18 protein-coding genes are annotated in these 17,520 nt (G+C 64.8%); 7 read left to right on the plus strand and 11 right to left on the minus strand.

Features of this window, described 5'->3' with window-relative positions:
- Positions 1–20 precede the first annotated feature (20 nt).
- Complete coding sequence (locus ACQY4Y_RS12035) at positions 21–1,226, minus strand: sugar ABC transporter substrate-binding protein (protein WP_428490858.1); 1,206 nt, start codon at positions 1,224–1,226, stop codon at positions 21–23.
- A gap of 77 nt (positions 1,227–1,303) precedes the next feature.
- On the opposite strand from ACQY4Y_RS12035, the gene ACQY4Y_RS12040 reads away from it, so the two are divergent.
- Positions 1,304–1,699 carry a nuclear transport factor 2 family protein gene (locus ACQY4Y_RS12040; protein ID WP_428490859.1) on the plus strand — a complete coding sequence of 132 codons (396 nt, stop codon included), beginning with the start codon at positions 1,304–1,306 and terminating at the stop codon, positions 1,697–1,699.
- Between the two features lie 13 nt (positions 1,700–1,712).
- On the opposite strand, the gene ACQY4Y_RS12045 is transcribed toward ACQY4Y_RS12040, so the two are convergent.
- The 5 genes from ACQY4Y_RS12045 to ACQY4Y_RS12065 all read right to left on the minus strand — a co-directional run bounded on the left by ACQY4Y_RS12045 (position 1,713) and on the right by ACQY4Y_RS12065 (position 6,152).
- Positions 1,713–2,860, minus strand: a protein-coding gene (locus ACQY4Y_RS12045; protein WP_428490713.1) for an IS630 family transposase whose coding sequence is annotated in 2 segments (ribosomal slippage) — positions 1,713–2,401 and positions 2,401–2,860 — 1,149 coding nt in all. Because the reading frame shifts where the segments join, the coding sequence is not laid out codon by codon here.
- 119 nt (positions 2,861–2,979) lie between these two features.
- Positions 2,980–3,216 carry a hypothetical protein gene (locus ACQY4Y_RS12050; RefSeq protein WP_428490860.1) on the minus strand — a complete coding sequence of 79 codons (237 nt, stop codon included), beginning with the start codon at positions 3,214–3,216 and terminating at the stop codon, positions 2,980–2,982.
- A gap of 148 nt (positions 3,217–3,364) precedes the next feature.
- Positions 3,365–4,411 carry a C-terminal binding protein gene (locus ACQY4Y_RS12055; protein ID WP_428490861.1) on the minus strand — a complete coding sequence of 349 codons (1,047 nt, stop codon included), beginning with the start codon at positions 4,409–4,411 and terminating at the stop codon, positions 3,365–3,367.
- 43 nt (positions 4,412–4,454) lie between these two features.
- Entirely contained in the window at positions 4,455–5,630 is a 1,176-nt protein-coding gene (locus ACQY4Y_RS12060) for a mandelate racemase/muconate lactonizing enzyme family protein (RefSeq protein ID WP_428490862.1), read from the minus strand.
- A 135-nt stretch (positions 5,631–5,765) separates the two neighbouring features.
- Positions 5,766–6,152 (minus strand): PRC-barrel domain-containing protein, encoded by a 387-nt coding sequence (locus ACQY4Y_RS12065; RefSeq protein WP_428490863.1) that lies wholly within the window; start codon positions 6,150–6,152, stop codon positions 5,766–5,768.
- 123 nt (positions 6,153–6,275) lie between these two features.
- On the opposite strand from ACQY4Y_RS12065, the gene ACQY4Y_RS12070 reads away from it, so the two are divergent.
- On the plus strand, positions 6,276–6,494 hold the full coding sequence (locus ACQY4Y_RS12070) for a hypothetical protein (RefSeq protein ID WP_428490864.1): 219 nt from the start codon (positions 6,276–6,278) through the stop codon (positions 6,492–6,494).
- Between the two features lie 46 nt (positions 6,495–6,540).
- On the opposite strand, the gene ACQY4Y_RS12075 is transcribed toward ACQY4Y_RS12070, so the two are convergent.
- Together ACQY4Y_RS12075 and ACQY4Y_RS12080 are read right to left on the minus strand one after the other, a co-directional pair.
- The gene (locus ACQY4Y_RS12075) at positions 6,541–7,392 is read right to left on the minus strand and encodes a prephenate dehydratase (RefSeq protein ID WP_428490865.1); all 852 of its coding nucleotides are present in this window, start codon (positions 7,390–7,392) and stop codon (positions 6,541–6,543) included.
- Complete coding sequence (locus tag ACQY4Y_RS12080; protein ID WP_428490866.1) at positions 7,389–8,141, minus strand: 3-deoxy-manno-octulosonate cytidylyltransferase; 753 nt, start codon at positions 8,139–8,141, stop codon at positions 7,389–7,391. The genes ACQY4Y_RS12075 and ACQY4Y_RS12080 overlap by 4 nt, the downstream gene beginning before the upstream one ends.
- A 238-nt stretch (positions 8,142–8,379) precedes the next feature.
- Here ACQY4Y_RS12080 and ACQY4Y_RS12085 point away from each other — a divergent pair, with 238 nt between their 5' ends.
- The 3 genes from ACQY4Y_RS12085 (at position 8,380) to ACQY4Y_RS12095 (ending at position 9,945) form a co-directional block, all read left to right on the plus strand.
- Positions 8,380–9,159 (plus strand): inositol monophosphatase family protein, encoded by a 780-nt coding sequence (locus ACQY4Y_RS12085; RefSeq protein WP_428490867.1) that lies wholly within the window; start codon positions 8,380–8,382, stop codon positions 9,157–9,159.
- A gap of 200 nt (positions 9,160–9,359) precedes the next feature.
- Positions 9,360–9,515: a type II toxin-antitoxin system HicA family toxin gene (locus tag ACQY4Y_RS12090; protein WP_428490868.1), complete on the plus strand. Its 156-nt coding sequence runs from the start codon at positions 9,360–9,362 to the stop codon at positions 9,513–9,515.
- Between the two features lie 4 nt (positions 9,516–9,519).
- Positions 9,520–9,945, plus strand: coding sequence for a type II toxin-antitoxin system HicB family antitoxin (locus ACQY4Y_RS12095; protein WP_428490869.1), 426 nt, complete (start codon positions 9,520–9,522; stop codon positions 9,943–9,945).
- 17 nt (positions 9,946–9,962) lie between these two features.
- On the opposite strand, the gene ACQY4Y_RS12100 is transcribed toward ACQY4Y_RS12095, so the two are convergent.
- On the minus strand, positions 9,963–10,436 hold the full coding sequence (locus ACQY4Y_RS12100) for an Lrp/AsnC family transcriptional regulator (protein ID WP_428490870.1): 474 nt from the start codon (positions 10,434–10,436) through the stop codon (positions 9,963–9,965).
- A 143-nt stretch (positions 10,437–10,579) separates the two neighbouring features.
- Here ACQY4Y_RS12100 and ACQY4Y_RS12105 point away from each other — a divergent pair, with 143 nt between their 5' ends.
- Both ACQY4Y_RS12105 and ACQY4Y_RS12110 read left to right on the plus strand, forming a co-directional pair.
- Positions 10,580–14,011 carry an indolepyruvate ferredoxin oxidoreductase family protein gene (locus tag ACQY4Y_RS12105; RefSeq protein WP_428490871.1) on the plus strand — a complete coding sequence of 1,144 codons (3,432 nt, stop codon included), beginning with the start codon at positions 10,580–10,582 and terminating at the stop codon, positions 14,009–14,011.
- 287 nt (positions 14,012–14,298) lie between these two features.
- Positions 14,299–15,648, plus strand: a complete 1,350-nt coding sequence (locus tag ACQY4Y_RS12110) for an MFS transporter (RefSeq protein WP_428490872.1) — start codon at positions 14,299–14,301, stop codon at positions 15,646–15,648.
- Between the two features lie 39 nt (positions 15,649–15,687).
- Here ACQY4Y_RS12110 and gorA read toward each other — a convergent pair whose 3' ends face one another.
- Complete coding sequence (gorA, locus tag ACQY4Y_RS12115) at positions 15,688–17,055, minus strand: glutathione-disulfide reductase (RefSeq protein WP_428490873.1); 1,368 nt, start codon at positions 17,053–17,055, stop codon at positions 15,688–15,690.
- 130 nt (positions 17,056–17,185) lie between these two features.
- The gene (locus tag ACQY4Y_RS12120; protein ID WP_428490874.1) at positions 17,186–17,419 is read right to left on the minus strand and encodes an FmdB family zinc ribbon protein; all 234 of its coding nucleotides are present in this window, start codon (positions 17,417–17,419) and stop codon (positions 17,186–17,188) included.
- Between the last annotated feature and the right edge of the window lie 101 nt (positions 17,420–17,520).

Genomic DNA, 17,520 nt, shown 5'->3' on the forward strand with positions numbered 1-17,520 from the left:
CGGCTTCGGCGGGACGTAGGTCACTTCAGCATCCACAGTTTGTTGTAGCCGGCGATGAACTGATCGCCGTAACCATGCACGTAATCCGCCGGCGTCCCCGCGTCCTTGGCGTTGTGGCTGTCGAAGATGTAGAACGGCACATAGAGTTCCGTGTAGGTCTTGAGCCCGCACAGCTTCCGCATATAGCCGTCGAGAATCGATCGTGCGATCCAGCCGATGCTCTCGCCGACGTCCATCTCCACCTGTCCCCGCTGCAGATCGTCAATCACGAACGGGGTGCCGTTGAAGGTAGCGATCTTCACCTTCCCGGTTCGGCCGGTGATCGTAATGGCCGGAATCACGAACTGGGACATGCTGTCGTAGATCGGGATGATGGTGTTGATGTTGGGATCCGCGATCAATGCCGACTGCACGCTGGTCTTGATTTTCGTCGACCACTCCGGCACCGGCGCGTTAATATATTTGTATTTACACTGCGGGCCACAGACCTCTTTAAGCGTGGTGGTGATCCCCTTAACGAACGGCGCGGTAGGGATGATCTCGTCGGATCCGATGATCAGTGCGTCGACCTTGCCGTCGGTCTTCAGGGTCACCCAGTCGGCCAGCAGCTCGCCGACCGAGTGGTATGGAATGGCCAGTGAGTAGTCCACGTTCGGGTCCGGCTTCTGGATCGTGTCATAAAGGTGGGAGGTGAAAACCTGCAGCCCCGCTTTGTGGGCGTCGGCAATCTGCGGACCCAGCACGGCGGGGTTGGTGCCGCCGAGCAGGTCGATCGCATTGAACTTATTGTTGATGGCGAATTCGATGCCCTGCACCCATTGCGTGGGGCGCGCCTGGTTCTCCCACTCGACGACCTGGAAGCCGATCTGCTTCGCAACCTGCGTCATCGCGATCGCGATGTTTTTGGTGAACGGGTTGGCGCTGGAAACCGGGATTGTCAGGATCTTCTTCCCGGCCATGCATTTACGGGCGTCGAACGGCGGACCGGGAGGATTGAATGCGGGCAGAGTGGTGTGCTGATCCACCACCGCCTTGGCGGCGGCGAGATCGGGTGTTGCCGCGCGCGCGGTGGTGCCACCCGCACACACGGCTACGCCGATCGCAAGCGAAGTCAGAGCCAAGCTAGGAATTCGCATTAAGCAACTCTCCCCCATGTGCAATTGTTTTTGATGCACAAAGCATGCCGTTTCGGCGTGGATCAGGTGGCCACCGCTGATCGCATCCATCGGCCGCGTGCTGCTGTCGCGCCGTCGCCGCGGCGCCTATGCTGGCGTTGAACTAGCAAAACCGATGAGGAGGCACGATGTCGGACAAGGACGAGATTCGCGAGCTGCTGGCGCGCTATTGCTTTGCCCTGGATGCCGACCGGTTCGAGGAAATGGCGGCGTTGTTCGCCCCTGACGGTGTGTGGGAAACGGCGTTTGGCACCGGCAGCGGCCGAGCCGGGATTGTCGCGCAGGCGCGCAGCATAGCGGATGGGCCGCGGCCGAAGCGTGTCCACTTGACTACTAACATCGTGATCGAGGTGACCGGCAGCACCGCAACCGCGCGGTCGAACTGGGCGCTGGTGCAGAACACGCCGGATGGCCCGGCGATCGGGTCGGGCGGCGCCTATTCCGATCAGCTAATCAAACTTGACGGATGTTGGCTGTTCCAGCACCGCACCATCGACCGCTTTATCGCGCCGGGACAGAGCTAGTACTTCGAGTCGTTCATAGTGCGGGGTACAACCGCTTCAGCTTGACGCGGGCATCGGCGGTGGTGAACTGCCAGTCGGCTTTGACATGTTTCTTGTTACGGCTGCCCTCCCATGCGGCGACTTCCTCGGTCAGAGTTTGCTTGTCCGCGATCCGCCGATCGAGGCACTGACCCGACAAGGCGCTGAGCTCGGATTCAGCCATATCCAGCCAACTGCCGTGCTTTGGCGTGTAGTGCCATTCGAACCGCTCCACCAGCCGGCGGGCCTCTGCGGCGGGAAAAGCCTCGTAGAGCGACGCCGGCTTGTGGGTATTGAGATTGTCTTGCATCAGCACGATTTTCTTCGCCTTCGGAAAATTCATGTCGGCTATGGCTTTGAGGATCTGAGCATAATCCACGGCCGTGTGGCGATCTGTCACCTCGACATGGCGCCAGCCTTCCAGGGGGGCGAAGATCATGAACAGATTAGCGGTTCCATTACGCTTATACTCGTAATCGTAGCGTGCCGGTTGCCCAGGCCTGCCAGCGATGGCTACACGCGTTTCGGCGACCAATTGTTTCGAGGTCTCGTCCACGCAGACCACAGGATACTCTGGATCGTGCGGCCTCTGATAAACCTCAAGAACGTCCTCCATTCCGGCTACAAAGGCGGCGTTGGCGTCCGGCGGGATCACCCATTGCTTTTGTAGATGCGGCTTAAGGAGGTTTTTTTTAGCGTCCGCCCGATCGTGTTGTCGCTGGCGCGGTCGACGATCTTCAGTTCGACAACGTGCTCTTCAAGGAGTTGTAGCGTCCACCGCTTGCGACCCTTCGGCGGGTCGGAACAAGCCAGCGCGATCAGTTTAGCCTCGGCGGCTCCGTCGAAAATGCGCGGTCTGGCCGAGGCTGGGGAATGCTTGCGGACCAGAACGGCCTCGAACCCCTCTTCCACCATTTGCTGGCGGGTCCGTGCGACCGTGTCGACGCTGGTATCGAGGGCTGTTGCGATTTGTCTGTCGCTCCAGCCGTCGCCCGCTTGCGCGCTGTCGGCCTTCAACAGAATGCGGGCCCGGGTCAGTTGCCGGGCCGGGTGGTTGCCCGCGTGGATCAGCGTGTTGAGGCGATCCCGCTCCTCTTCGCTGAGCTTCACCACATACCTTTTTCCAGCAAGTCGTTCCGCGATCACGAAGCATCTCCGTCGTTGCGGAACTATCGATTCGAAGAATGGCCGCGAAATCAATGACAGGAGGTACTAGGCCTGTGAGGGGTGAAGCGAATTCGCGGCCGCGTTTTTGCCCACTCCTATCGATTGGTGCGCTCGGCTTGGGCCTTCGGCGACGCCGCCGCGTCCATATCCGCCCGCATCTCGTCAGGCGGGCGCATGCCCTCGGTGGTTCCGGACATCGGGTCGCTTAGACCGCCAATCCCAGACGTGTCGCTCCCGGTGGTCTGATGTCGTTTCAGAGACGAACGATTCCACAGGAGAAAGGCAAGCAGCAGAGCGAAGGTGGCGATCGCCAGAATCAGGATCCAGTCCATAGATTGACATTCCACGAATATGTCATGGCGAAGCGTATGGTCAGCCGTCCGGTTGCTTAAGAAATTTCCTGCTATCCGATGTTTGATGCTGCGGCGACGTTCCTCGGCACACGATATCAATCCGGATCGTGTGCCGAGCTCTGGCAACCTAACTGTTGGGGCCGCGCTCCATTGAAATCGGCTGCCAGCGGCGCAGCTTGGTGTTCATCAGCACCGCGGGGTTGACGCAGCTCATCGGCCAGCGGTTGTTCAGAATCAACGCCAGCTCACGCCCGACATGCAGCTTCCTGGCCGGATCGAACCGCGCCGATGCGGATGCGGTATGTGCCGACAAAGTAACGTTCGTCATGCCGAGAATCGGATTGTTGTTGCCCGGCGGCTCGATCTCCAGCACGTCGAGCCCAGCATGGGCGATCCAGCCCTCGGACAGCGCCTTGATCAGCGCCGATTCCTGAACCGTTGGACCGCGGCCGGTGTTGATGAACACCGCTGTCTTCTTCATCTGGCGGAAGTGCTTGTCCTTCAGCATGCCCTCGGCCTCCGGCGTGGCGGGCGCATGCATCGAAACGAAATCGGACTGCGCCAGAACTTCCTCCAGCGTGCAAGGCAGCACGCCATGCTCCACCATCACCAGTTCCTCGATGAACGGATCGTAGGCGATCACCCGCAAGCCGAACGGCTTCGCCCGTTTCGCTACTGCCCGGGCCACGTGGCCGAAGGCGATCAGCCCCAGGGTCATGCCCATGATCCGAGGGATTTCCAGCAGCGCCGGCCGGCCCTCGCGCCACCTTCCCTCGCGCACCATGCGGTCCTGCTCGATTGTGCGCCGATGCGATGCCAACAGCAGCATCATTGCGTGATCGGCGACTTCCTCGATGAAGGTGTGTGGGCAGTTGGTCACCGGGATGCCGCGCGCGGTGGCGGCGACGACATCGACGCTGTCGACCCCGACGCTGCCCAGCACGATGGCGCGGCAGCGTTCCGGCAAGCCATCGATGATCTTTTTGCCGAAGCGCATTCCCTTGGCATAGATCGCGTCGGCGTCCTGGGCGAACTTGATGAATCCGTCTTCGTCGGTCGGCCCCTCGACGATTGCGGCATCGATGCCGTCCAGCGGTTCCATCTCATAGTCGTAGCTGCCGCCATGGGTGCTGAAGCTGGCCCCGGCTGGGGTGGCGATCTTGAACTTTGCCAATATCTTTACTCCTCTTGGACGTCGGGGTTTCGATCGGGACGTCTCAGTGCCGCGGCGGACGCGCCCGCACCGCTTTCTCGTCGACGTCGATCCCCCAGCCAGGACCGCTGGGCAGGATGAACTCGCCGTTCTCGATCGTCGGGACAACGGTATAGAACTCGTCGCGCCACGGCGCGCTGTCGATGTCGATCTCCATCACCCGGAAATTCGGCACGATGGCGCTGAACGTCGCGCTGATCGCGCTGCACAGGTGACCGTAGAAATTGTGCGGCGCCACGTTGATTTCGTGCACGTCGGCCATCGCCGCGATCTTCGCCGATTCCACCAGCCCGTTCCACACCACGTCAACGATCGCCACGTCGGTGGCGTAGCGCTCCAGGAATGGCTTGAACTCGCGCCGCCCGTGCAGCGTCTCGCACGAGGCGATTGGGCACGGCGCCATCCGCTTGATCTCGGCCAGCGCCGGCGCGTCATGGGTGTCGATTTCCAGCCAGGTCAGGTTGGCCTCGGCCACCGCATCAGCAATGCGCTTGAACCCCTCGGTCTTGAAGTTGAAGTTGATGTCGAGGTGGATGCCCATCTCGGGGCCCACCGCGTCGCGGATCGCCGCAAGCTGCTCGCGCACGCCGCGGGTCAGCTTGTTGTCCCAATTTAGTTCCGGCCAGCCCAGGCCGCGGCCGAACCCGGGCACATAGGATCCCAGGCCGGTATCCGTCAGTGGCAGGATGTTGGTCTTCAATGCCCGGAATCCGCGGTCCCGCACTTCGCGCGCGTGCCTGCCGAGGTCGTCGTAGGATCGTAGCTCCGGCACCCCCATCAACGCCGCGCTGCGCACCCGGTAGGTGCCGAAATGCGACCAGTAAACCGGAATTCGCTCGCGGATCGGGCCGCCGAACAGCGCCGCCACCGGCACCCCATAGGCCTTGCCGGCAATATCCAGCAATGCGTTCTCGATCGCCGCGATCGCCTGCTGGTTCAACCCGCCCCTGGACTGACGCGTCAGCACGTGCAGGTGCTGGGTTACCTGCTCGAACCGGCGCGGATCGCGCCCGATCAGCACCGGCGCCAGGCCTCGGATCACGTCGGAGAGGCCGGTGCTGCCGAAGCTCTCGTTGAACTCCGACCAGCCGATGATGCCGTCGCTGGTGGTGACTTTCAGGAATGAGAACATCCGCCAGCCGGCGTCGGCCTGAAACGTGTCCACCCGCGTGATTTTCATGGCTTCCCCCCGGACAGCCTTGCTGGATTAGCTTCCCCGAGGAAAGCTTCCAACGCGGCGTGATGATCGCGCTATCACGGCGCCCGGCGATTCCAAGCACGCCGGACGGATCGGGGCAAGTTCAGGCGGCCCGTGTTATGGCGCGATGTCCCAAAACGGATGCACGCCGTAGTAGGCATAGATACCGCGGACCCACTTATCGTCGTTCCATTCAGCGGTCGCTGCGTCGGTGTATGACGGCGCCCCTTCCAGCACGTCCCGATCGATGTCGACGACGTAACCACCAACCTCGACGTTGTAGTCAAGCTTCTCCCACGGCAGCGGGTAGTAGCGTTCGCCGATTCCCAGGAAGCCGCCGAAACTGAGGATTGCGTATGCGATCCGCCCGCTGGATTTGTCGATCATCACGTCTTCGATATTTCCGAGCTTTTCCAGCGCCGGGTTAAAGACGGTTGTTCCCTGCACCTGCTTGGCCGCGATCAGGTGACCGGACGGGTTGGCGGTGTCTTCGAGGCTTGCCATGGGCAGCTCCTGTCGCTGATTGGCATGCAACGCACTGGCTGGCGGAAAGTTACCTACGCCGTGACGGGTGCCTGCCGTGTGATGGCGGCACAGGCCGGCCAACCACAGGAGGCTGCCGTGGGCGTGTCCCGAACCATCTTTCCGATTGTCTTCGGACTCTGTATCGCCGGCTGCACCTCGGACCCGGCGGCGCCGGTCAATCAGGCCTTCCCGATCCGGCAAATGGATCAGTTCTTCGGCTCACTCGGGGAGCCCCAGGGCGCGCCGAACCAGTATTCCAACGCCGAACCGGATTACACCCATCATCGCGGCTATGCCCCGGCCTATCCGCCGTATAACTGAGATCGGGCCAATCGATCCGTGGGTTGCCCGTTACGGATTGCCTGGATCATTCCGCGGCGCTCTGGCGCACCCGGAAACCGGCCATCGGATACACCCCCAGCACCCGCATTTCGGTCGAAAAAAATGACAATTCCTCCAGCGCGCGGCGTACAGAGGTATGTTCGGGGTGGCCTTCGACATCGCATAGGAACTGGGTCGCGGTGAACGCGCCGTTGATCATGTAACTTTCCAGCCGGGTCATGTTAACGCCGTTGGTCGCGAACCCTCCAAGCGCTTTGTAGAGGGCCGCGGGCACGTTGCGTACCCGGAAGACGAATGTGGTCATCAGGTTCCGCGTCGCCGGATCCACCGCCGCCGCTCGGGGTGCCACAACGTAGAACCGAGTGGTGTTGTGCGCCGCGTCCTCGACGTTCGCGCGCAGGATCTGCAGGCCGTAGATGTCCGCCGCAAGGGCCGAGGCGATCGCCGCGTCCTGCTTGCGGCCCCAGCCGGCCACCAGTTCGGCGGCACCGGCGGTGTCGGCCTCCACCACCGCCGTCAGATCGAGTTCCGCCAGGATGCGTCGCACCTGGCCCAGCGCGACGCTATGTGAGTGCGCCCGGCGGATTTCGTCGATGCGCGCGCCCTTGACCCCCAGCAGGCAGTGTTCGACCCGCTGGAACTGCTCGCCGATGATATAAAGCCCGGAGTCGGGCAACAACTGGTGGATGTCGGAAACCCGGCCTGCCAGGCTGTTTTCGCACGGCAGCATGCCCAGCGCGGCGCGGCCGTCGCGGACTGCGTCGATCGCCGCCTCGAACGATGCGCAGGGCAGCGTGGTCATCGCCGGATAGGCGTTGCGGCAGGCGAGGTCGGAATAGGCACCCGGCACCCCCTGGAACGAGATCATCGCGGTCATTGCCGGCCCGATGCGCTGCGTTGCGCCAGTAGCGCGCGGGCGCGTTCCAGATCCTCGGCGGTGTCCACCCCGAACGGGCCATGCTGCATCCGCGCGCAGCCAATCCGCATGCCGTCCTCCAGCGCCCGCAACTGTTCCAGGTTCTCGCGCCGCTCCAGCGGGCTGGGCGGCAGCGACACGTAGCGGTCCAGCGCCGCGCGTCGAAACGCGTAGATTCCGACATGGTGCCAGCGCGGGCCCAGGCCCCACGGAATCGCCTGGCGGGAGAAATACAGCGCCGGGGCGATGGTCTGCCCATCGGCGAAGCTGCAGGCAGCCTTTACGAACGATACGGTGGTCGCCTCGATCTCGTCGCGGATCGGCACCACCAGGGTGCCGATATCGACCCTGGGGTCGTCCAGCGGCGTGATCACGAGACGCAGGCCGGCCGGATCCAGGGTCGGAAAATCACCCTGCAGGTTGACCACGACGTCGTGCCGGCGGTCGGGGTCGAGTTCCGCCAGCGCGGCGTGTACCCGGTCCGAACCGGACGGCAGCGCCGGATCGGTCAACACCGCCCGGCCGCCGGCGTCGCGCACCGCCGCGGCGATCTCAGGGTCGCCGCAGGCGACCGCCACGGGCCCGATGCCGGCCTCTCGCCCGCGATCCAGCATATGCACGATCATTGGCTTGCCGGCGATATCGGCCAACGGCTTGTCGGGCAGGCGGGTCGAGGCAAGGCGAGCCGGAATCACCACGATCGGGTTCACGGCAGGCCGGCTTTGCGCGATTGGCCGGCCGCAACGCCGACGGCGGTGACAACCGAGCCCGTTGAGGCGCCCACTGCGGCACGCCGAACCGGCCGGGCGTTTCGCAGGCGGGTTGAAGACATGGTTTGGCACTCTTATTCTGCTGCTACCTTACGGGTCCGCTCGCCCGTGTGCAACGCCGAGCGGGCGGCCGAGTCGGCCGTTATGGGATTAGGAAGCCTCACCGCATGGCCGCGCCTTGACCGCCGACCTCGACCGTTACCTGGCTGCCGCGGTGGCCGCCGCGGATGTCGCCGGACCGCTGATCCGGCGGTGGTTTCGCGGCTCCCCCGCGGCTGACTTGAAGCCCGATCAGTCCCCTGTAACTGCCGCCGACCGCGACGCCGAAAGGGCGATGCGGGCGGTGCTGACCCGGCTGTGCTCGGAATGCGGCATCCTGGGCGAGGAATTTGGCCTGCAGCGGCCGGAGGCGCGGTTGCGCTGGGTGCTGGACCCGATCGACGGCACCAGGGCCTTCATCACCGGCCGTCCGACGTTCGGCACCTTGGTTGCGCTGCTCGATGGCGACGCGCCACTGCTGGGTATCATCGACCAGCCGGTGACCAACGAACGCTGGATCGGGGTCGCCGGTCGCCAGACGTCGTTCGAGGGACCACTTGGCGGACGGATCGGGACCCGCTTGTGCCCGCACCTCGCGCAGGCTGAACTGTCCGCCACCAGCCCCGAGATGTTCGCCGCCGAGCTGCCCCGCTTCCACCGCTTGGCCGCGCGGGTGCGGCGCAACTATTGGGGCGGCGACTGCTACGCCTATGGCTTGCTGGCGCTCGGCCAGATTGACGTGATTGTGGAGTGCGACCTGAAGCCGTGGGACTGGGCAGCGCTGGTGCCGGTGGTGGTTGGGGCGGGTGGGGCGCTGACAGATTGGCAGGGAAATCCGCCACGCTCGGATGGCGACGGACGGGTGATCGCGGTCGGCGATCCGGCGTTGCTGCCGGCGGTGATTGCTTTGCTGGCTTGAACCGATCGCCTCGGTGACCAGGGTAGCGTAATCCCGGTCTCGCGACAGTTCCTCTCTTGGTTTCAGCGGCCTGCTCGTCCCGAACGTCAACCCAAATGAAATGGTCTTGCATATCGGACATAAACGTCCGATACTTATGTCTCGTGAAATCCAACGATCTTCTGCGAAGGCTCCGACGGCGCGCCACGCGATTCGGAATCATGCACACAGAACTCGACGGCAAGGGAAGCCACCTCAAAGTGCATCACGGCAACCGCTCGACAATCATCCCGATGCATCGCGGCGACCTCGCCTCGGGGACCTATCGAGCCATACTCAAGCAGCTCCATCTAGCCACCACAGACCTCGAGGACTGAGAGGATGCGCTACGCCTATCCCATCGAACTCCAGGAAGCTTCCGACGGCATCACCATCACCAGCCCCGACATCCCCGAACTCGTGTCCGAGGGCGCCACCCGCGCCGAGGCGTTGGAACGGGCCCAAGACGCTCTGGTCAGCGCGCTGTCGTTCTACGTCGATGACGCCAGGCCAATCCCGGTTCCCTCCGATGCGCGCGGCCGGCCGGTGATCGCGGTGCCAACTCTGGAAGCCGCCAAGCTCGCCTTGCACGACGCCATGATCACCGCCAACATGACCAACGTCGAGTTATCGCATCGCCTAGGCATCGATGAAAAAGCCGTCCGCCGGCTGCGTGACCCGCTCTATCGCAGTCATATCGCCACGGTCGAAACCGCGCTCCACACCCTCGGCCGCCGCCTCGTCGTCGAGGTCACAGAAACCGCGTGACCCGCCGGCTCCCCCGTTCAACGCCCGCCCTGGCGCAGCGGCAGATTGGTCCGATAGACCAGTCGCTTCAGGGCCAGCGCCGACTCGAACGACTGCACGCCCTGAATGTGGGTCAGCCGGCCGCGCAGGAACGCCTCATAGGCCGCGACGTCGGACGCCACTACCCGCAGCAGATAGTCGCTCGCCCCGGTCATTTCATACATTTCCATGACTTCGGGGCAGGCCTCGATCGCACGCTCGAAGCCGCGCAACGTCTCGTCCTTGTGGTTGGCCAGCTTCACCGTGACGAACACGTTCACCGGCAGCCCGACCTTGTCCTGGTCCAGCAGGGCGACATATCGCGTGATCACGCCGGCTTCCTCCAGCAGCCGCTGCCGCCGGTGCGACGGTGACGGCGACAGATGCGCCGCCTCGCTCAATTCCTGCGCCGTCGCCCGGCCGTTGGCCTGCAGATGATCCAGTATCAGAAGGTCCAGCCGGTCCAGCTCCATTCGCCCGTCCCAAATCCTGCCCAACCGGTCAATCTTAGCGGTTCCTGCTAAAATGAACGCCCGGCGCCGGGCACTATGGCAAGCTTTTACCTACTGCCATACCTACTATCTAGTATCGAGCCAGCGTGAAGGGACGAACGCCCATGGATATCGGTCTTGCACCCGCCGACATCACCTTGGAATCCCGCTTCGCCGACCTCGATCACCCGGTACTGCTGACCGGCATCCAGGCGCTGCTGCGGGTGCTGCTGGAACAGCGTCGCCTTGATCAGGCCGCCGGCCTTAATACCGCCGCGCTGGTGTCTGGCTATCGCGGCTCGCCGCTGGGCGGCCTCGACCGCGAGCTTTGGCTGCGCAAGCAGCTGATGACCGCGCACGGCATCCGTTTCGAGCCGGGGATCAACGAAGACCTCGCCGCCACCATGCTGTATGGCACGCAAGAGCTCGACGCGTTCCCGAACCCGCTTGTCGATGGCGTGTATGGCATGTGGTATGGCAAGGGACCGGGAGTCGATCGGTCCGGTGACGCGCTGCATTGCGCCAACATGTCGGGCACCCACAAGCATGGCGGCGTGCTGGCGATCGCCGGGGACGACCACGGTGCGCACTCCTCTACCTATCCGCACCAGACCGAATACGTCTTCCAGAACTGCTTTATCCCGGTGCTGAACCCGGCCTCGGTGCAGGACGTGATCGACCTCGGGCTGGCTGGCCTTGCGATGTCGCGCTTTGCCGGCGTCTGGGTGGCGCTGAAGACCACCGCCGAGACGATGGAGCAGGCCTCGACCGCCATCGTGCCCGCGGCGCGCCGCTTCGTCAGCCCCGACATCGCGTTGCCGGCGCACGGACTGAACTTCGACCCGACGATGCACTTCCCGGCGGACCGCGCCGAACTGGAACGCCGGATGATCGAGGAGCGGATGCCGGCGCTGCTCGCCTGGGCCCGAGCCAATGGCATCGACCGGATGGTTGGTGGTTCGCCGGATGCCAGCATCGGCGTCATTACCGTCGGCAAGGCGCACGAGGACACCATGCACGCGCTACGCCGGCTTGGCCTGGACGCGCATCCGCAACTGGCGATTTACAAGGTGGCGATGACCTGGCCGCTGGAGACCGAGGGTCTGCGCGATTTCGCCCGCGGCAAGCGCCAGATCCTTGTGGTCGAGGAAAAACGCAGCTTCGTCGAGAGCCAGATCCGCGACGCGTTATATCATCTGCCGGCCGATCAGCGGCCGGAGATCAGCGGCAAGACCACCCCGCGGGGCGAGGCGCTGTTGTCGCCGCTGATGGAATTGTCGCCGGAAGCGGTCGCCGGCGGCCTGACCAGCTTCCTGGGTGCCGCCGGGCTGAACCTGCCGGCCGCGCCCGCGCCGGTGCCGGCCGAACGCCCCGACGGGCTGCTGCGCCGCGCGCCGGCGTTCTGCGCAGGCTGTCCGCACGCTACCTCGACCAAGCTGCCCGACGGCAGCTTTTCCAGCGCCGGCATCGGCTGTCACTTCATGGCGATGGACGACGGTCCATACACGCGCACCTTCGCCCAGATGGGCGGCGAGGGCGCACCGTTCATCGGCCTGTCGACGTTCACAGACGTGAAGCACTTCTTCGCCAATCTGGGCGATGGCACCTATCAGCACTCCGGCAGCCTGGCGATTCGTCAGGCGGTCGCGGCCAAGACCCGCATCACCTACAAGCTGCTGTTCAACGACGCCGTGGCGATGACCGGCGGCCAACCCACCGAGGGTGCGCCCACGGTCCCCAACATCGCCGCCCAGCTCGCCGCCGAGGGCGTTAAGCGCATCGCCGTCGTGGCCGACGAGGCCGATCGCCTGCCGCCGGCGTCGGCCCTGCCGCCCGGCGTCACCCGCCACACCCGCGACGAACTGGAGGCGGTGCAGACCGCGCTGCGCGACTTCGAGGGGCCGTCGGTGCTGATCTACGACCAGGTCTGCGCCACCGAAAAGCGCCGCCGCCGCAAGCGTGGGTCGATGGCCCAGCCGCAGCGTCACGTCGTCATCAACCAAGAGGTGTGCGAGAACTGCGGCGACTGCTCGACCCAGTCCGGATGCATCGCGATCGAGCCGATCGAGACTGAGCTGGGCCGCAAGCGGCGCATCAACCCGACGAGCTGCAACGTGGATTTGTCCTGCCTGAAGGGCTTCTGCCCCAGCTTCGTCACCCAGGCCGGGCCGCCGGCGGCGCCTGACGCGGACACCAGGTGGCAGGCGAGGGAGGCTGAACTCGGCGCCTCGCTGCCGGCGCCGGTGGTCCCGTCGCTGGGGGTGTGGCGCGGCCTGTTCGCCGGCATCGGTGGCGGTGGCATCGTTACCTCCGGCGCCATCCTGGCGATGGCCGCGCATCTGGAAGGCCGCGCCGTGAAGACGCTGGACTTCACCGGGCTGGCACAGAAGAACGGCGCGGTGGTCGCGCATGTGCAGATCGCCGCCGAGGAGGCGGCGCTGGACGTCGTGCGCATCCCGCTGGGCAGCGCCGACCTGATGCTTGCGGCCGATCTGGCGGTCGGCTGCCAAGTGGGCGTGCTGGAGCGCAATGCCGCGTCGGCTGTGGTGATCGGCAACATGGACCTGGCCGCCACCGCCGACTTCAAGCGCAACGCCGTGCTGTCGATCGATGCCGCCCTGCATCGCCGCACGATCGAGAAGGTCACCGACGCCGACCGATCGATCTGGCTGCACGGGGTGCGCCTGGCCGAACGGCTGTTCGGCAACGCCCAGGCGATGAACACCATGCTGCTTGGCATGGCGTGGCAGCGCGGCTCGGTACCGGTCGGCGAAGCGGCGATCCTGCGCGCCATCGAGCTGAACGGCGCGGCGGTCAAGCTGAACAAGCGCGCCTTCCTGTGGGGCCGCATCCTGGCCGACCAGCCCGGACTGATGAAGCAGATCCTGGAGGGGCTGGATGATGGCCCTCCGGCCGATCTGGGACTGCTGATCGCGCATCGGATCGCGGCGCTGACCGCGTATCAGTCGCCTCGCTATGCCCGCCGCTACGACACTATGGTGCGCCAGGTCGTCGAGCGCGAAACCGCCGTCGCCGGTGCCCCCGGTCGGCTGTCCAGGGCAGCCGCCGACGGTCTGTATCGGGTCATGGCGTACAAGGACGAGTACGAGGTGGCCAGGCTGCACGCCGCCGCCAGCTACGGCCAGCAGCCTGAATTCCACATGTCGCCGCCGCTGATCACCGGGATCGACAAGGCGACCGGACGGCGGCGCAAGATCGCCATCCCCGGCTGGCTTGGATTGCCGCTGTTCCGCCTGCTGCGCCATGGCAAGGCAGTGCGCGGTTCGGTGCTGGACCCGTTCGGGTATCAAACCGAGCGGCGGCAGGAGAAAGCCTTGATCAGCCAGTATTCCGGCGACCTGCGCGCCATCATCGCCGGCCTGAGCCGCGAAAACCTCGACACCGCCTTGGCGCTCGCCGAGCTGCCGGACCAGATCCGCGGCTTCGGCCCGGTCAAGCACGCCAATCGCGCCGCGGCGGATACAAGGCGGACCGAGCTGCTGACAGCGCTGGCCCAACCCGTACTCGTGCGGCCACAGGCAATGGCGGCAGAATAGCGTCGCGACCGCTGAATCTGGCGGCGTCCAAGGCTACATTCGCGAATTGCTTCGTCGCTGGGCTGAGCAGGAGGCGGGCAGCCGCAACTGGCGGATAGATTGGCCGCCGCGCGGTCAGACCCGTGTCAGCGCGTGTTCGTGTCAGACAAACGCCGGGCAACGCCGGTCTACTTAAGTCTTGAGCCGTTCCTCTCTCGATCGTGCCGCCTCCGGGGCTTGCGCGCATGGCTGCCATGCGTGCAAAAAGACCGCAGAGCCAAGTAAGGCCCCACCGGGAGAGATTCGCAATGGCAACGTACGACACCGAACCCCTGTCGCCCGCAGTCAAGCGGACAGTTTTTGCCGGATGTATCGGCTTCGCGGTTGATTTCTTCGACATTTACTTGCCGGTTCTCGCGCTCGCTCCAGTGATTGGCTATTTCGAGCCGCCCGGTCTCAGTGCCGTTGCCAGCACCACGATCTACTTTTTCACTTTTGCCGCCACGTTGTTTGGCCGCCCATGCGGAGCGGTGATTTTCGGTCACTGGGCCGACAAGATCGGGCGGCGCCGGACGACGATGGTCAGTATCGCCGGATTTGGCGTGTTTACCCTGCTGATCGCCTGCCTGCCGGGCTACGCGACCGTTGGTATCTGGTCGCTGGTGCTGCTGATCGGCTTGCGCTTCGTCGATGGCGTGTTCATGGGCGGTGAATACACGTCCAACAATACGCTGGCGCTGGAAATGGTGCCGAAGGCGCGACGCGGCTTCGTCGGCGGCGTGTTGCAAGGCGCGTTCCCGATCGGCTTCGCCATGGTGTCAGCGGTGACAAGCTTCCTGCTGAGTGTCACGACACATCAGCAATACATCGACTGGGGCTGGCGGGCGGCCTTCGTATTTGGCGGCTTTATGGCGTTCGCGTTCCTGATGTTCTATCGCACCGTGCCGGAATCGCCGGTGTGGATGGAAAGCGAGAAAAGTGTCGCGCCCTTGAAAGAGGTGTTCTCCGGCGATCACCGTCGCAGCCTGCTGCAGGTGTTCGTGATGATGACCGGGTTCTGGTTCTCCTCCCAGGTGTCCAGCATCCTGCCGGGGATCCTGATCAACCAGTTGCATGTGCCGGCTCGCATCACGTCCAACATCTTCTTGGCCGGTAGCATCATCCTGTTCTTCGGATTTGTTGGCTGCGGCATGCTGAGCCAGATGATCGGCCGTCGCAGGATGATCGTTTGCAGCGGGCTGGCGATCCTGTTCGGCGGCTCCGGGCTGTACTACGTGCTGGTGGCCGGCGCTTTGGGTGGCGCGCCGATCGCGCAGACCGTGATCGTCACGTTGGCGTTCTACCTTCTCACCGTGTCGCCGTGGGGGATTGTCTCGACCTACATCTCGGAGCGGTTTCCGACCCATATCCGGGCCTCTGGTTACGGCATCGGTTACAGCGCTGCGGTGGTGATCCCGGCGCTCACTGGGATCTACCTGTTGGGACTGTCGACGATAATGCCGTACGCGTTTGGCCCGCTGGTGCTGCTGGTGATCGCCGGGGCGCTGGTCATCACCGGGGCGCTGATGGGTCCGGAAACCCGCGACGTCGACATGAATGTGCCGGTTGCGCGGGACGCTACCGAACCATCGGTGCTGCCGGGGCAAGCGCCGGCCTGATCGGGGGTGGAATAAGCCTCGTTGCCGGCTGGCGGCCGATTACTCGGCCGCCTTCGCCAGATCCGTTGACCTGGTCAGGGTGCGCAGGGTCACGAACTCCTCGGCCGCCGTTGGATGGATGCCGATGGTGCGGTCGAAATCCGCCTTCGTCGCCCCCATCACCACGGCGATGGCGATGCCCTGGATGATCTCCGCTGCGTCCTCGCCCAGCATGTGCGCGCCGACCACCTTCTGGGTGGCCTTGTCCACCACCAGTTTCATCGTCGTCTTGCGGCCGCGCCCGGACAGCGCGTGCCGCATCGGCGTGAACCGGGTGACATAGACGTCCACTGGCCCCATGACCGAGGCCTGTTCCTCGGTCAGCCCGACGGTTGCCACCGGCGGCGTGGTGAAAACCGCCGATGGGATGTTCCGCAGCGACACGGTCCGCGTCTTGCCGCCGAACAGCGTGTCGGCCACAGCGTGCCCCTCGGCGGTCGCCACCGGCGTCAGGTTCACCCGGTCGGTCACATCGCCCATGGCATAGATATGCGGCTGGGTGGTGCGCAACTGGTCATCGACCTTGATCGCGCCCTTGGCGTTCAGTTCGACACCGATCTTATCCAGTCCAAGCCCGCGCACGTTGGCGCGCCGCCCGGTGGCGAAGAACGCCAGGTCGGTGACCAGCGTCTGACCGTCGTCCAGGGTCAGCATGCGTCGCTCGCCATCCGCCTCCAGCTTCGCCGGCCGGCGGGTTGGATGCAGTATGATGCCCTGCGCCGACAGGGCCTCTTGCATGGCATCGCGGATGTCCTGGTCGAAGCCGCGCAACGGCAGCGGCTGGCGGTAGACCAGGTGAACCTCGGCGCCAAGCGCGCGGAAGATGCCGGCGAATTCCACCGCGATGTAGCCGGATCCGACGATGACGACGTGGCGTGGCATGGTCTTCAGGTAGAATGCATCGTCGGAGATGATGCCCAGTTCGGCGCCCGGGATGTCGGGCCGTTCGGGGTGTCCGCCGGTAGCGATGACGATGGTCTTCGCCGTTACCTGCTTGGCGCCGACCTGCACCGTGTGCGCATCCAGCAGGGTCGCGTGCCCATCCAATACGGTTGCCCCGGCACCGGACAGCAACTTGCGGTAGAGACCCTCCAATCGGGTGATCTCGCGGTCCTTGGCGGCGATCAGCTTGGCCCAGTCATGCGGTCCCTTTTGGATCGTCCAGCCGAACCCGGCGGCGTCCTCGGCCCAGCCGCCATATTCGCCCGCCTGCACCAGCAGTTTCTTCGGCACGCAGCCGATGTTGACGCAGGTTCCGCCCCAATGGCGGTCCTCGGCGATCGCCACCCGCGCGCCGTGGCCGGCGGAGATCCGCGCGCAGCGCACCCCGGCGGAGCCGCCGCCGATGACAAAAAGGTCGAAATCCATGCGGCGATCCCTTTCCGAGGCCTGCTAACACGCGGCCCGACGATGTGTGGCTGCTGATGTGTGGCCGCTGATGTGAGGCTTGGGCAATGAGGGCACAAGATTGGTCGCCCAAGTCGCTGATGGACCCCGGCTAGACCGCTTCGGCCGACAGGCGGCGGGGCATACAGCACGCACAGCCCCCGGCATGCGCCGGCGCCGCCGGGCCGGACGCTTCCTGTGCGCCGCCACCCAGCGCCGGCGCGGTCAGCAGCCGAGGCGCCGGCGCGGCGCAATCGGGGCAAGGTTGCGGGCGGTCGAACTCCGCGATCGGGTGAGCCTCGGTGAACGGCCCGCAATCAGCGCATTCGTACTCATAGGTCGGCATCCAAAACCTCCGTTTTTCCGCATTCTGCCATTTCCGGTCTCGGCCGGCCAGCGGCCGGGTTGCCGACCCGAACGACCGGCGCCATGTTGCGAAGCACCATG

Origin of the sequence: Rhodopila sp. (genome assembly GCF_965277165.1) — a bacterium.
Lineage (GTDB): Bacteria > Pseudomonadota > Alphaproteobacteria > Acetobacterales > Acetobacteraceae > Rhodopila.

Coding starts and splice junctions, on each gene's coding strand:
- ACQY4Y_RS12035 (WP_428490858.1), bottom strand. CDS start 1,226: ATGGATGCGATCAGCGGTGGCCACCTGATCCACGCCGAAACGGCATGC.
- ACQY4Y_RS12040 (WP_428490859.1), top strand. CDS start 1,304: ATGTCGGACAAGGACGAGATTCGCGAGCTGCTGGCGCGCTATTGCTTT.
- ACQY4Y_RS12050 (WP_428490860.1), bottom strand. CDS start 3,216: ATGGACTGGATCCTGATTCTGGCGATCGCCACCTTCGCTCTGCTGCTT.
- ACQY4Y_RS12060 (WP_428490862.1), bottom strand. CDS start 5,630: ATGAAAATCACGCGGGTGGACACGTTTCAGGCCGACGCCGGCTGGCGG.
- ACQY4Y_RS12065 (WP_428490863.1), bottom strand. CDS start 6,152: ATGGCAAGCCTCGAAGACACCGCCAACCCGTCCGGTCACCTGATCGCG.
- ACQY4Y_RS12075 (WP_428490865.1), bottom strand. CDS start 7,392: ATGACCGCGATGATCTCGTTCCAGGGGGTGCCGGGTGCCTATTCCGAC.
- ACQY4Y_RS12090 (WP_428490868.1), top strand. CDS start 9,360: ATGCACACAGAACTCGACGGCAAGGGAAGCCACCTCAAAGTGCATCAC.
- ACQY4Y_RS12095 (WP_428490869.1), top strand. CDS start 9,520: ATGCGCTACGCCTATCCCATCGAACTCCAGGAAGCTTCCGACGGCATC.
- ACQY4Y_RS12100 (WP_428490870.1), bottom strand. CDS start 10,436: ATGGAGCTGGACCGGCTGGACCTTCTGATACTGGATCATCTGCAGGCC.
- ACQY4Y_RS12105 (WP_428490871.1), top strand. CDS start 10,580: ATGGATATCGGTCTTGCACCCGCCGACATCACCTTGGAATCCCGCTTC.
- ACQY4Y_RS12110 (WP_428490872.1), top strand. CDS start 14,299: ATGGCAACGTACGACACCGAACCCCTGTCGCCCGCAGTCAAGCGGACA.
- gorA (WP_428490873.1), bottom strand. CDS start 17,055: ATGGATTTCGACCTTTTTGTCATCGGCGGCGGCTCCGCCGGGGTGCGC.
- ACQY4Y_RS12120 (WP_428490874.1), bottom strand. CDS start 17,419: ATGCCGACCTATGAGTACGAATGCGCTGATTGCGGGCCGTTCACCGAG.